Here is a 13,495-nt window from a genome sequence, read left to right on the forward strand (position 1 = left end):
CGGTCCGTCCGCGGCTGCCGCTTCGTCTGCGCCGGTTGGGCCGCCCGTGTCGGCCGGTCCGTGACCGGTCGACACGGCCGCCTCCAGCCGGTCCGACTACGCCGGCTGGCCCACTGGCGCCGGCCGGCCCGTCAGCGCCGGCCGCTCCTCGCTCGTGCCGGCCGCCGGGGGGGCGTGCGCGCCGGCCGGACCGCGCACGGGCACGCGGTGGACCTCGGGCTATGGCTCGGGGGCGGCTAGAAGGCCGTCGACGCGCGTGCTTCTGTGCCCCGTGCGGCGCATGCGCCCGCGCGCCCCCTGGGGGCGGCGTGGCGTTCACGTACGAAGTGCATCGATTGCGACATCTTGGATGCTGAGGGAAACATGTGAACTACCTCACGATCTGGAGAAATGGACCGTAATGGCATCAGTGACGGAGCCGGTCACCCCGGTGCAGATGGAGGGGCCGAGCAAAGGACGGGTGGCCGTCTCCTGGCTGACCACCACCGACCACAAGAAGATCGGGCACCTGTACCTGATCTCGTCCTTCGCCTTCTTCCTGATCGGCGGGGTGCTGGCGCTGTTCGTCCGGGCCGAGCTGGCGCGGCCGGGGCTGCAGATCCTGTCGACCGAGCAGTACAACCAGGCGTTCACGCTGCACGGCACGGTGATGCTGCTGTTCTTCGCCACGCCCACGTTCGCCGGGTTCGCCAACGCGATCATGCCCCTGCAGATCGGCGCCCCCGACGTCGCCTTCCCGCGCCTGAACATGCTGTCGTACTGGCTGTTCCTGTTCGGCGGGCTCATCGTCCTGGCGAGCCTGCTGACCCCGCAGGGCACCGCCGACTTCGGCTGGACGTCCTACACGCCGCTCAGCAGCGCCGAGCGCACCCCCTACGTCGGCGGTGACCTGTGGATCATGGGTCTGGCGCTGTCCGGCTTCGGCACCATCCTGGGCGCGGTCAACTTCATCACCACGATCCTGTGCATGCGCGCCCCCGGCATGACGATGTTCCGGATGCCGATCTTCACCTGGAACATCCTGCTGACGTCGGTCCTGGTCCTGCTGGCGTTCCCCGTGCTGGCGGCCGCGCTGTTCGCCCTGGAGGCCGACCGCCGCTTCGGCGCGCAGGTCTACGACGCGGCGAACGGCGGGCCCCTGCTGTGGCAGCACCTGTTCTGGTTCTTCGGGCACCCGGAGGTCTACATCATCGCGCTGCCGTTCTTCGGCATCATCACGGAGATCCTGCCGGTCTTCTCCCGCAAGCCGATCTTCGGTTACATGGGCCTGGTCGGTGCCACCATCGCCATCACCGGCCTGTCGGTGACGGTGTGGGCGCACCACATGTTCGCCACCCAAGGCGCGATGCTGCCGTTCTTCTCCTTCATGACGTTCCTGATCGCCGTGCCCACCGGTGTGAAGTTCTTCAACTGGATCGGCACCATGTGGAAGGGGTCGCTCAGTTTCGAGACGCCGATGCTGTGGGCCCTCGGCTTCCTGGTGACGTTCCTGTTCGGCGGCCTGACCGGCGTCATCCTCGGCTCGCCCCCGATGGACTTCCACGTCACCGACTCGTACTTCGTCGTGGCGCACTTCCACTACGTCGTCTTCGGCACCGTGGTCTTCGCGACGTTCGCCGGGTTCTACTACTGGTGGCCGAAGCTGACCGGCACGATGCTCGACGAGCGCCTCGGCAAGCTCCACTTCTGGACCCTGTTCGTCGGCTTCCACCTGACCTTCCTCGTGCAGCACTGGCTCGGCGCCAACGGCATGCCGCGCCGCTACGCCGACTACCTGGCGGCCGACGGCTTCACGCCCCTCAACACCATCTCGACGATCGGCTCGTTCCTGCTGGGCGCGTCGACCCTGCCGTTCCTCTACAACATCTGGAAGACCGCCAAGTACGGCAGGAAGGTCGAGGTGGACGACCCCTGGGGCTTCGGACGCTCCCTCGAATGGGCCACCTCCTGCCCGCCGCCGCGGCACAACTTCGTGACGCTGCCGCGCGTCCGCTCCGACTCCCCGGCCTTCGACCTGCACCACCCGCAGGTCGCCTCCCTGGACCAGAAGGAGCACACCGGGCGCCGCGACGTCATCGACGCCGAGGGCCACGCGGGCGACGGACCCGGCACGAACCGGCCATGACCCGCGAGGACGACGTGCCGGGGCTGCCGCCGGACGCGGCGGCGGCCGCCGTCAACCAGGTCGAGGGCTATCTGCTGGTGCAGGCCGAGTGGGACACGGCGCGCCGGGAGGGCGAGGAGTTCGCCCGTCGCATGCCGTGGCTGACCACGGGCCAGCACGAGGAGGTGGCCCGGCACTACGCCGAGCAGCGGATGCTGGTGACGCGGCAGACGCTGCGCAGGATCGCGGCCCGCGCCGACGAACTGCGCGGCGAGTACCAGGCCCGCTACGACCTGCTGCGAGAGAGGGTCATGCGGCTCGCCGCGCTGGCCGTGTGCGCCGCCGTCCTGTGGAGCGCCTGCCTCACGACCTGGGCCTGGTGGTACGCGGGCGGATGAGGCCCGGCGGACACGGGAGGACGCGGGCGGACCGCCCGCGTCCTCCCGTGTCCGCCGGCGGTGGTCCCGCACCGTCCCGTGTCCCGCCGGCGATGATCCCGCTCCGCTTTTCACTCGCACCGAACGGGGCACTCCGTGTGCCGGAAGAACCCTTTCCTGGAGGTGGCCATGAGTGAGTCGACGGACGACTACAACCCCGACGGGGACGTGCCGCTGGGCGGCTACGCCGCACTGGCGACGACGTTCGCCGCCGCCGCCGGACTCGCCGCGGTGGCCCTGCGCGCCCGCAAGAAGGCGCTGCCCGACCGCGTCCCGCCGTGGGACGTCCTGCTCCTCGGCGTCTCGACGTACAAGCTGTCCCGCCTGCTGGCCAAGGACAAGATCACCAGCTTCGTCCGGGCGCCGTTCACCCGGCGGGAGGAGGACACCACCGCGGGGGAGGTGTCGGACGAGCCCCGCGGCGAGGGCCTGCGGCTGGCCGTCGGCGACCTGGTGGCCTGCCCGTTCTGCGTCTCCGCCTGGATGGCCGGCTCGCTGACCGCCGGGTACGCCTTCGCGCCGCGGGCGACGCGGCTGGTCGCCTCCGGGCTGACCGCCATGACGCTCTCGGACTGGCTGCACTACGCGTGGACCTGGACGCAGCAACGCGTCGAGGGCTGACGCGGCCACGCGTCGGGGGACGAGGCGCGCGGGCCCGCCGGCGGGGCGCCGGGACGGGCCGGCCGCGCGCCGCACGCAACGCAACAGGGAAACGGAACAGGGGAAGGACACGATGAAACTGGACCTCGGCGGCCGGACCGCCCTGGTGACCGGCTCCTCCCAGGGGATCGGCGCGGCCATCGCCGCGGGCCTCGCCCGCGCGGGCGCCCACGTGGGCGTGAACGGCCGGGACGCGGAGCGCCTCGAACGGAGCGTGGCGGAGCTGAAGGCGCAGGTGCCCGACGGATCCTTCGCGGCCGTGGCCGCGGACCTGTCCACCGACGAGGGCACGGAGCGCGTGCTCCGGGCGCTCCCCGAGGTGGACATCCTCGTCAACAACCTCGGCATCTTCGGGGCCAAGCCCGCGCTGGAGATCACCGACGCCGAGTGGCGGCGCTACTTCGAGGTCAACGTCCTGACGGCGGTGCGCCTGACGCGCGCGTACCTGCCCGGGATGAAGGAGCGCGGCTGGGGCCGCGTGCAGTACGTCGCCAGCGACTCGGCCGTCGTCATCCCGGCCGAGATGATCCACTACGGGATGTCCAAGACCGCGCTGCTCGCGGTGGGCCGCGGCTTCGCCAAGGAGGCGGCCGGTACGGGCGTCACGGTGAACTCGGTGATCGCCGGACCGACCCACACCGCCGGCGTGGAGGACTTCGTGTACCAGCTGGTCGACCGCGACCTGCCCTGGGAGGAGGCGCAGCGCGCCTTCATGCGGGAGCACCGCCCGCAGTCCCTGCTGCAGCGCCTGATCGAGCCGGAGGAGATCGCCAACCTCTGCGTGTACCTCAGCTCGGACCAGGCGTCGGCCACGACCGGGGGAGCGGTGCGCGTGGACGGCGGGTACGTCGACTCGATCCTGCCCTGACGGCGCCCGACGGCGTTCCGTGCGCGGTCCGGCGGCCCGCCCGCCGGACCGCGCACGCACTACGGGGAGGGGTGCGCCGCCCCGGAGAACAGGCCGGCCATCGTTTCGGCCGCCCGGACGGCGGCGTCACCGCAGCAGTTGTTGAACAGTACGTGCAGCTCGTCGGCGCGGCCGGCCATGGAGCGCAGCCGGGGCAGCCACTCGGCGAGCTCGCCGGCGGTGTAGTCGTGCCGGAACTTGTCCTCCTTGCTCCCCGCGCCCCAGGACGCGCTGCGGCCGTGGAAGCGCACCACCGCGAGCCGGGGCGCGGTCACCTCGTCGACCGGCGGGATCGCGCCGGGCACCGACTGCGACACGTCCACGGCCACCGCGCTCAGGCCGAGCCGGGCCAGCAGCCGGACGGTCGCCTCCCGCTGCTCCGCCCGCCACCAGCCGGGGTGGCGGAACTCCACCGCGGCCGGCCAGCCCGCCGTACGCCGCGCGCACTCCTCCAGGGCCTCCTCGGACCGGCCGCCGGGGGCGAACCACGGCGGGTACTGGAACAGCAGCGTGCCCAGCCGCCCGGCGTCCCGCAGAGGCCCGAGGGCCCCGGCGAAGCGCCGCCACACCTCGTCGAGGAGCTCGGGGGCGCCGGCGTCGCGGGCGTGCGCGGACCGCAGGTCGGCCGGGAGCGCGACCGCCCGCGTGGGATGGCCGGTGAGCAGCGAGAACGCCTTGACGTCGAACCGGAAGCCGTCCGGCGTGCGCTCGGCCCACAGCGTGCTGTTCCGCTCGCGCGGGAGCCCGTAGTACGTCGAGTCGACCTCCACCACGCCGAACCGCCCCGCGTAGTACCGCAGACGGCCCTCGGCGTCCCGGTGCCCCCGCGGGTACCAGCCGCTGGACACCAGGGCCGGGTCCGTCCACGAACAGGTGCCGATCAGAACAGTGCCCATGCCCTGTCCGGTAGCCCGGCAGCGCGCGTCGACACCTGGACGGGCGCGCGGAACCCGGCCCGCGTCGGCGGGACCCGGACGACGCGGAGCCGGACGGTGGTACGGGACCCGGAGGGCGGTACGGGACCCGAACGGTGGTACGGGACCGTGCGGATCCAGGGCGCCGCCCCGCCCGGCCGACCGGGTCTTCCCGTCCGGTCCCCCGCCGGGGCCACCGGGGCCTCGTCGGTCACCGTGACGGCGAAGACGTACGCGGCCCCGGGGGCGCGCTCGCCGGGCGGGCCGGGCGCGACGGTGTGAGACTGGGGACCGTCGATCGACACACCGAACCGCGACCCACCGTCCGACGAGGGGAGACGAGGTGGCGGCAGCCGACCGCGCGGACAGTGCCCTGGAGTTCTTCCTCGCCGATCCGGGCACCGCCGCACTGGACCTCACCACCGCCGTGGCGCGTTGTTCCGAGGCCCTGGGGCTGCAGAAGTCCGTGGTGTACCTGGCCGACATCCAGCAGCGGCAGCTGGTGCCGCTGACCGACGTGGCCCAGGACCTGCCCATCGACGACAGCCTGGCCGGCTGGACGTACCGCACCCAGTCGCTGCGCGTCGAGGAGTACGAGACGGGCGGGCTGACGGCCTGGCTGCCGCTGGTGGACGGCGCGGAACGGCTCGGCGTCCTCGCCGTCCACGTGACCTCCCTCGACGCGTCGTCCCTGCGGCGCGCCAGGGCCCTCGCCGGACTGCTCGCCATGATGATCACGTCGAGGCGGACGTACAAGGACTCCTTCGTCCGGCGGACCCGGACCGGGCGCATGAGCCTGTCCTCGGAGATGCTGCGCGCCTTCCTGCCGCCGCGCACGATCGGCACCGAGCACGTGGTCTCGACGGCCGTGCTGGAACCCGCGTACGACATAGGGGGAGACGCCTTCGACCACTCCCTCGGCGAGTCGGTCCTGCACACCTCCATCTTCGACGCGATGGGGCACGACCTGGCCTCCGGCATGACGACGGCGGTGTCCCTCGCGGCCTGCCGCAACGCCCGGCGCACCGGGGCGGACCTGCAGGAGCTCATGGAGTGCGTCGACGACGTGCTGGGCCGGTGGCTGCCGGACCAGTTCTGCACGGCGGTCCTCGCCCAGCTCGACCTGGTCGGCGGCCTGCTGCGGTGGGGCAACTGCGGCCACCCCGCGCCGCTCCTCATCCGCGACGAGCGGATCGTCCCCGGCGCCCTGGAGCGGGAGGCGGACCCGCCGCTGGGGCTGCCCTCCCTGCTCGTGTCACGGCCGCGCCGGGTGCACGAGATCGCGCTGGAGCCCGGGGACCGGGTGCTGATGTACACCGACGGGATCACCGAGGCGCGGACGAAGGACGGCGGCCTGCTCGGGCTCGAACGCTTCGCCGACTCCCTCATCCGCGCCACGGCCTCCGGCGAGCTGGCGCCGGAGACCCTGCGGCGCCTCATCCACTCGGTCCTCGACACGCAGAGCGCGCGGCTGCGGGACGACGCGACGATCCTGATGTTCGAGTGGCGCCCGGCGCGCCGGTGAGGAGCGGGGACGGCCTCCCGCGGGAAAGGGGCGCCCCTGCGGAGAAGGGTGATTCCGCTGCAGGGAAGGCAGCCCCCCTGCGAGGAAGGGCAGTTCCCTTACGGAGAGGGGCGGTTCCCTTACGAGGGTGGGGCCGTCCGGTGCGTCATCCCTGGTCCGATTCCGCCAGCCACGGCCTGACCTGGGAGCGGGCCCGGTGCAGCCGGGACTTCACCGTGCCGACCGGCAGGCTCATCCGCTCGGCGATCTCCGCGTAGTCCAGCGCGCAGATGTCGCGGTAGACCAGCGCGGGCACCAGGTGCGGCGCCTCGCTCTCCAGCCGGTCCAGGGCCTCCAGCAGATCGATGCGCGACCCGGCGATGACGCTGGTCGTGCGCGGGTCGGGCCGGGTGGCCTCCGCGGTGGTCAGCGGCGTCTCGGCGGAACGCCGTTTGAGCTCGCGGTACTTCTGGCGCGAGCAGTTGGCGACCACGGTGTGGAGCCACGTGCTGAACTTGCTGCGCCCCTCGAACCGGTGGATGTTCCGGGCCACCTGCACCAGGGTGTCCTGGGCCGCCTCCTCCGCGTCCTCGCGGTGGTGGAGGAAGCGTGCGCAGCGGCGCAGCACCTCGGGGCCGATCGCCCGCAGCAGCGCGTCGAGCGCCTCCGCGTCGCCGGCCGAGGCGCGGGCGGCGAGGGCCTCGGTGTCGGGGCCGGGGGAGGAGGTCACGGCGCCGTCGCCGCCGACGGGACGGGGACCGTACGGGCCGGATGGAGGAGCCTGAGGATCATCCAGGCATGATAAACACATGCCCGTACCCGAGGAGACAGGCCGGTACCGCGTGGTGCGACGGCTCGGCGCCGGCGCGTTCGCGGTGGTGTGGCTGGCCCGCGACGAGCGGCTGCACGCCGATGTCGCGATCAAGGTGATGGCGGACAACTGGGCCTGCCGCCTGGACGTCCGGGAGCGCTTCGTGGAGGAGGCGAGGCTGCTCCGCAGGGCGCACTCCGAAGGTGTGGTCCAGGTCTTCGACATCGGCGACCTGCCCGACGGGCGGCCGTACTTCGTCATGGAGTACGCGGACCGCGGCACCCTGGAGGACCTGCTGACCGCGGGCGAGGCCGGCGTGGACGAGGCGCTGCGGCTGACCGCCCGGGCAGCGCGCGGGGTGGCCGCCCTGCACGCCGCGGGCATCCTGCACCGCGACGTCAAGCCGTCGAACGTCCTGCTCTCCGGGCGCCCGCACGGCCGTGAACGCGTCCTGATCGGCGACCTCGGGCTCGCCAAGGACCTGGCGCAGGCCTCCGGGTTCACCGTGGTGGCGGGCAGCAGCGGCTACATGGCGCCCGAGCAGGCGCAGCCGCCCGCGGACGGACTGGACGCGCGCGCCGACGTCTACGGCCTCGGCGCGGTCCTCCACCACCTGCTCACCGGGACCGTTCCGGGCCCGCCCGGCAAGGTGCTGCCCGTCGACGAGCTGCGGCCCGGGGTGCCGGCGCCCGTCCGCGACGCCGTGCTGCGCGCCATGGAGCCCGACCGGGACAGGCGCTGGCCGAGCGCGGCGGCGTTCGCGGAGGAGCTGGAGCGGCTGCGGGAGCCGGCCGTCGGCGCGGGGGGACGGGCGGAAGCGCCTGCGACCGCGGCCGGGATCGGAGCCGGGGCCGAGGACGGGGCCGGGGGCGAGGCCGGAGCCGCGGCTGTGGCCGCGGCCGCGGAGCCGGTCCCCGATGCCGTGGCGCCTCCCGGCCCGGCGCCGCGGGCCGCGTCCGGGGAACCCGGGCGGGCCGGGACCGCTCCTACGCGCACCCGGCGGTCCAAAGGGCTGCTGGTCGGTGCGGCCGTCCTGGTCCTGGGGGCGGTGGCGGCCGGGACCGTGTGGACGACGACCTCGGGGAACCCCGGTACGGACTCCGGTGTCGAACGCGTGACCGACGCGACGGGCCGGCTCAGCCTGGAGGTGCCGAGTGCCTGGGCGGGGCAACTGGCCGGCTCCGGCTGGTCGCCCGAGGCCGTGGGCCTCGACGACGGCAGGCGCCCCGCGCTGACCGTGGCCGGCTCGGTCGCCGACTGGTCCGACCTGGAGGCGGACGTCGACGGGGTGTTCGCCGGACAGGTGGGCGCGGACGACGACCATGTCACGGCGCTGACGGGGAAGGTGACGAAGAGGAGGCACCCGACCTGCGAGGACGAAGGGACCAGCGACTACCGGGACGGCGCCTGGCGCGGCACCGTGCACACGTGGGGATCCTGCGGTGCCCGGGACCGCGTGCTCAAGGAGGTCGCCCTCACACCCGTGTCCGAGGGCTCGGCGCCCGTCTTCCTGCAGATCCGCTGCGACGATGAGGACGGGGCCCGGCGGATCGCGCGCATCCTGCGCAGCGTGCGGGCGACGGCGTGACGGCCGACGTGGCCGCATCGCGGTGAACTTTTCCGTCCGGTTCGCCGTCGAACCTCGTTGAAGGAAGCGGGAGACGACACGAGACGTATGGGGAAGGACCGGTGGCGCACATGCTGACGGCGAACGGCGAGGGCCGCGACGAGGACTTCGAGGACCGCGGTCACGGCCGCGGTCACGGCGACGGCGCCGGAGGGAACGGCCCGGGGGAGCGGCGGGGCGGGGTCTGCGGGCGCCGTGCGCGCGACCGGCGCCGGCTCGCGCTCGCGGCCCCGGCCGCCGTCCTCGCGGGCGCGATGCTGCTCGCGGGGTGCGGCGGCGGGGACGGCCCGCAGAAGGTCCGCGGCGACTCCTCGCCGGTCGGCGAGGGGACGGCCGCCACGAGCCCGTCCGCCGGGGACGGCAGCGCCACGCCGTCGGCCGGCTCCGGCGACGCCTCGAAGTCCTCGGGCCCGTCCGGCGCGCCGACGGGCGGCGAACCGAAGGACGACGCCTCGAAGCCCGCCCAGGACGGCGACGGTACGGGGCAGGCGCAGGGGACCCGGTGCCACACCGGCGAGCTGAAGGCCTCGGTGGGCGGCAACGACCCGGGCGCGGGCCAGAAGAACTTCCCGCTGGTGCTCACCAACACCTCCGGCCGCACCTGCACGGTCGACGGCTACCCGGGACTGGCGTTCGTCGACGGAGCGGGCAGGCAGGTCTCCGTCGACCCGGAGCGCGCCGACGGCAGCGCCGAGGGGGCCGTGAAGCTGGCGCCGGGCGAGAGCGCCTGGGCGCCCCTGTCGTTCACCAACCCGGACACGTCCGGGGCGGAGCGGGTGACCCCGGCGAGCGTCCTGATCACGCCGCCGGACGAGCGGGACCACCTCACCGTGAAGTGGGAGGGCGGCGCGGTCCCGAAGGACGACGAGATCGCGGGACCGCGCGTGGGCAGGTTCTCGGCGGGCTCCGGCGCCTGAGCCGGCGGCGAGGGCCCGAGGGCCGCCGCGAGGAGGCCGGGGAGCCGACGGGAGCCGCACGGCGTCCGCCCGGCGGGCCGCCGCGGACGGGCCGGTTGTCAGTGGCGGCTGCGATCCTGCGGTCATGGACGAGCAGATCATGCGGGGGCGGGTGTACGGGGCCGACCACGACGACCCCGATCCGGGGCCGCGGCCGGGACGCGTCTACGTGGAGCTGGTCGGCGGACCGCTGGACGGCCTGCTCCTGGACGTCACCGGCTGGGACGGCGCCCGGCTCGCGGAGCCGGCCGCCCTGCCCACGGAGATAGGGCGCTACGGCCACGGCGGCCGCGCGGTCTACGGTCCGAGGCCGGGAGACACCCGCCGCTTCGACTGGCGGGAGGACATCCCCTGAGCCGGTGGCCGGTGCGTCGGGTGCCGGTGGTGAGCCGGCGCGTCGGCCGGCCGATCCGGTTCGGGGGAGTTCGCCGTACGCCGCCGGTGGATCGGCGAGATCAGGACGGCGTATCCAGGCGTACCCGGTGGTGGCCGCCCTCCGGGGCGGGCATCGCCCGGTGCCACGCCTCGTCGTGGAGGACCGGCCCGCGCCACGGCGTGCCGGGCGGCTCGTACGGATGGTCGGTTCCGCGCGGCCTCCTGGTCGGTCCGCCGCGCCGCCATGCCGCCGCGGGCGCGCGTGACCCAGGCGTACCGCGCGCGTTCCCCGGCCAGGTGCCGCGTGTACTCCGCCTCGGACCGCCCGGTACCCGCCCCGTCCGTCGCCACGGCGCCATGGCGGGCTGTGACCTTCAGCGATAGTTGGCCAGAGGCGGTGGCGAGGCCCCTGGTGGCCTGGCTGTGCTTCGGCCCCACAGTGAATGGAAAACACGTCGCCGGTCTGCCACGGAGCTGCGACGATGTCCCTGTTCCCGAGCGGAGGACGTTTGTTCGTTTTCGTGTGTGTGCGGTGTGGCTTCGAGCTGACCGCCCCGTTGTCCCAGGTCGCCCTGCCGGCCCACGCTCGCCAGAAGTACGGGAACGGGCTTCAGCTTCCGGTGCTCATGGAATCGGGGACGTTCGCCGTGGAGCTGGAGCCCTGGGGGCCGCCGTGGCGAAGGTGGGAGGAGATCGACCCGGACGAAGCGGCTGCCCGCGGCATCCACGCGCCGGTCCACGCCCTGTCCGACGGCGTGTCCGGCGCGGTTGTCATCGCACCGGGAGACACCCGTGGCGCCGTGCTGATCCCGGAGAAGCGCGGCGGCGCCTGCTGCGGCTTCGACGGGGGCGACGGCCCCAACATGGCCTGCGCGGCGTGCGGTCTTCCCGTGGCGAGCAGGATCGACGACTGCTCGCTCTGGCAGGCCGTGTGGCTCGCCCCGGACGCCGTGCGCCGCCTTCCCGTCGAAGGCGCCGACGCCGGACCGCTGTCCTGGGCGGACCTGCTCACGGAAGGGGATGGCGTGCCCCCGTCCGAGCCGATCGCCCCCTGGGGAGAGCCGTTTCGGGCGGGCGACCGATGGCACTGGAGCCCGCAGTGGGTGGCGGCAGCCGGGCAGGCGCTCGCCCACCTCCTGGTGGCCTCCAACGGCCGGGCGGTAGCCGTGCCGGACGGCCTGACCGCCAAGATGTTCCAACGCGCCCTCGACACCCTGCTGCCGGCCGGCGGGCCGAGGCGGCGCGCCGTCCTGGCCGGACCAGGACAGCCGGCCCACGACGGCGCCGACATCCTCCTCGTGCCGTCCCACCCGCAGACCGGGAAGACATGGACCCCGGCCGCCCCGGCCGCTTCTGCGCCCCTGGTGCCGTTGCCGTTCGGCGTGTGGCTCCGGCTCGTCCTCCCCGAGCCGCAACTGCCCGCCCCCGCATCGGGGCCAGTACCCGACGGCGTCCTTCGCGACGACCCGCCCACGCCGAACGTCCATGACGTGTTCCGGGTCGACCGGGGAGTCTTCCAGCACACCCTCGCTCGACTGCCGGCCGTCCGCACCCCATGGCTACGCAAGATCCACGACAACCTCACGCAGCACATGCACACCGGCCTCCTCTAGCGGAGTGACAGGTTCCAGTACCGATCGAACAGCGCCGGACAGCAGTGCCTCCCGAAGTGGTGGACAACCGCTGTTCATTCCCTCGAACAAAGCCATGCGTCCCCATTGCCTGGACGACTTCGCTGGTGCGGAGGGCAGCCTGGTGCGTAGAGCCTCCCGGAGCGCCGGTCGTTCCAGGGCGAGCAGCGTGGCGGCTCCGTCCAGCACGGTCAAGCCTGTTCCGGCCATCCGTTATACGGGTCCGGACGCCGGCGCGGCGGCCTCGCGGGCGTAGTCGGTGAGGTCTTCTGGCCGGCGGCCCGGGGCCTCCTGGACGTGGATCTCCACCTCGCCGTCGACCGGCGGCCTTTCGACAACCAGTGTGCCGGTGTCGGCCTCGGGCACGCCCCGGGAGCTCCGTGACTACGTCAACCGTTGGCGGATGCGTCGCCGTGCCCGGAGCGCCGAGACCGTGGGCACGATCGCGGGGCGTTCATCGCGGCCGGAGGCTCAGGAACCAGCGACGTTTGTGGGCGCGGTCCAGCCGGTAGCTCGGATCCACTCGGCCAGGTCCAGGGTGGCCGGCTCGATCGAGCGCACCACCGCGAGGTCCGAAGGGTGTTCCGCCGCCTTCGCGAACTCGCGGAACATCGCCTTGTCGAGGTCGGTGGGAAGCACGCTCAACGGGAGGACCTCGTACCGTGCCGGGAGCCCGGCGCGCGCGCCGAACGCCGCGGCGATCTGGGGGCCCGTCAGCTCGTCGCCGACGAGCTCGACGGCTCCGCCGGGCGCCTTTGCGGTGCCGAGCAGGAGCGCGGCGGCGACCCGGCCGATGTCCCTGACCGAGATCATCTTCAGGGCGACGTCCTCCGGCAGCGGCAGCCTCAGCACGATCTCCCCCTGCTCCAGGCTCGGTGCCATCACGCTCGCGAAGTTCTCCATGAAGGCGGTCGCGCGGACCATCGTGGCCCTGAGGCCGGACTTCCTCAGGTGCTCCTCGATCGCGTGCTTCGAGTCGTGGTGCGGCACACCCGACTCCCGGTCCGCTCCGAAGACCGAGTTGAACACGACGTGCGGGACGCCCGCCTCGACCGCCGCGTCGACGAGCGCGGTACCGATGCGGATCTCCGCCTCGACCTCTTCGAGGCTGTTCGCCTCCGGGGTCATGAAGTAGAACCCCTCGACCGTCGCCAGCGCGGCGGCCAGCGACGCCGGGTCGTCGGCCCGGATGGCCGCCAGCTCGACGCCGCGGGCGGCCAGCGCCTGAGCCCGGTCGGACTGCGGGTCGCGGACCAAGGCCCGCACCCGTGCCTTGTGGTCCAGCAGCGCGTCGACCACCGCCCCGCCCTGTTGCCCCGTCGCGCCGAAGACCGCGATCGTGCCGGTCGTCCGTGTGCTCACCGCTGCCACCCCTCACTAGTTCATGCCGTGAACGAAATTAGTTCACGGCGTGAACGTCGTCAAGGTGCGGATGCGGCGGGACCTCACGGTGTGACGGGCTGGTTCGAGGTGGGCGAAGAGAGGTCCGAGGTGTCCACGATGGCGGTGGCCACGCGCTCGAAGTCGCGCTGGTCGTCGGCGTCGAGGTTCCTCGCGATCTCGGGCAGG

General features: G+C 73.4%; 13 protein-coding genes. 9 read left to right on the forward strand and 4 right to left on the reverse strand.

Annotation, left to right across the window (positions count from 1 at the left end; translation table 11 throughout):
* The first annotated feature begins 400 nt into the window (after positions 1-400).
* The 4 genes from ctaD (at position 401) to IE271_RS14710 (ending at position 4,069) form a co-directional block, all read left to right on the forward strand.
* Positions 401-2,125, forward strand: a complete 1,725-nt coding sequence (ctaD, locus tag IE271_RS14695; protein ID WP_190190720.1) for an aa3-type cytochrome oxidase subunit I — start codon at positions 401-403, stop codon at positions 2,123-2,125.
* Complete coding sequence (locus tag IE271_RS14700) at positions 2,122-2,502, forward strand: hypothetical protein (protein ID WP_190190721.1); 381 nt, start codon at positions 2,122-2,124, stop codon at positions 2,500-2,502. Before ctaD ends, IE271_RS14700 begins: the two co-directional genes overlap by 4 nt.
* A 168-nt stretch (positions 2,503-2,670) precedes the next feature.
* On the forward strand, positions 2,671-3,162 hold the full coding sequence (locus IE271_RS14705) for a DUF1360 domain-containing protein (RefSeq protein ID WP_190190722.1): 492 nt from the start codon (positions 2,671-2,673) through the stop codon (positions 3,160-3,162).
* A 112-nt stretch (positions 3,163-3,274) separates the two neighbouring features.
* On the forward strand, positions 3,275-4,069 hold the full coding sequence (locus IE271_RS14710) for an SDR family NAD(P)-dependent oxidoreductase (protein ID WP_190190723.1): 795 nt from the start codon (positions 3,275-3,277) through the stop codon (positions 4,067-4,069).
* A 59-nt stretch (positions 4,070-4,128) separates the two neighbouring features.
* On the opposite strand, the gene IE271_RS14715 is transcribed toward IE271_RS14710, so the two are convergent.
* Positions 4,129-5,004 carry a DUF72 domain-containing protein gene (locus IE271_RS14715; RefSeq protein ID WP_190190724.1) on the reverse strand — a complete coding sequence of 292 codons (876 nt, stop codon included), beginning with the start codon at positions 5,002-5,004 and terminating at the stop codon, positions 4,129-4,131.
* 361 nt (positions 5,005-5,365) lie between these two features.
* On the opposite strand from IE271_RS14715, the gene IE271_RS14720 reads away from it, so the two are divergent.
* Positions 5,366-6,547 carry a PP2C family protein-serine/threonine phosphatase gene (locus tag IE271_RS14720; protein WP_190190725.1) on the forward strand — a complete coding sequence of 394 codons (1,182 nt, stop codon included), beginning with the start codon at positions 5,366-5,368 and terminating at the stop codon, positions 6,545-6,547.
* 145 nt (positions 6,548-6,692) lie between these two features.
* Here the strand turns inward: IE271_RS14720 and IE271_RS14725 are convergent, their stop codons facing one another.
* Complete coding sequence (locus tag IE271_RS14725) at positions 6,693-7,256, reverse strand: RNA polymerase sigma factor (RefSeq protein ID WP_229919332.1); 564 nt, start codon at positions 7,254-7,256, stop codon at positions 6,693-6,695.
* Between the two features lie 79 nt (positions 7,257-7,335).
* Here IE271_RS14725 and IE271_RS14730 point away from each other — a divergent pair, with 79 nt between their 5' ends.
* The 4 genes from IE271_RS14730 to IE271_RS14745 all read left to right on the forward strand — a co-directional run bounded on the left by IE271_RS14730 (position 7,336) and on the right by IE271_RS14745 (position 11,908).
* Positions 7,336-8,925 carry a serine/threonine-protein kinase gene (locus IE271_RS14730; RefSeq protein WP_190190727.1) on the forward strand — a complete coding sequence of 530 codons (1,590 nt, stop codon included), beginning with the start codon at positions 7,336-7,338 and terminating at the stop codon, positions 8,923-8,925.
* Between the two features lie 110 nt (positions 8,926-9,035).
* Positions 9,036-9,881 carry a DUF4232 domain-containing protein gene (locus tag IE271_RS14735; protein ID WP_229919333.1) on the forward strand — a complete coding sequence of 282 codons (846 nt, stop codon included), beginning with the start codon at positions 9,036-9,038 and terminating at the stop codon, positions 9,879-9,881.
* Between the two features lie 124 nt (positions 9,882-10,005).
* Positions 10,006-10,275: a hypothetical protein gene (locus IE271_RS14740; protein ID WP_190190728.1), complete on the forward strand. Its 270-nt coding sequence runs from the start codon at positions 10,006-10,008 to the stop codon at positions 10,273-10,275.
* Positions 10,276-10,804: 529 nt separating this feature from the next.
* Complete coding sequence (locus IE271_RS14745; RefSeq protein WP_190190729.1) at positions 10,805-11,908, forward strand: hypothetical protein; 1,104 nt, start codon at positions 10,805-10,807, stop codon at positions 11,906-11,908.
* A 231-nt stretch (positions 11,909-12,139) separates the two neighbouring features.
* On the opposite strand, the gene IE271_RS14750 is transcribed toward IE271_RS14745, so the two are convergent.
* A complete protein-coding gene (locus IE271_RS14750) occupies positions 12,140-12,292 on the reverse strand; it encodes a hypothetical protein (RefSeq protein ID WP_158706645.1) in 153 nt (50 codons plus the stop codon).
* Positions 12,293-12,397: 105 nt separating this feature from the next.
* Positions 12,398-13,288, reverse strand: coding sequence for an NmrA family NAD(P)-binding protein (locus IE271_RS14755; protein ID WP_190190730.1), 891 nt, complete (start codon positions 13,286-13,288; stop codon positions 12,398-12,400).
* Positions 13,289-13,495 lie beyond the last annotated feature (207 nt).

The sequence above is a fragment of the Streptomyces minutiscleroticus genome (assembly GCF_014650875.1).
Taxonomy (GTDB): Bacteria; Actinomycetota; Actinomycetes; order Streptomycetales; family Streptomycetaceae; genus Streptomyces; species Streptomyces minutiscleroticus.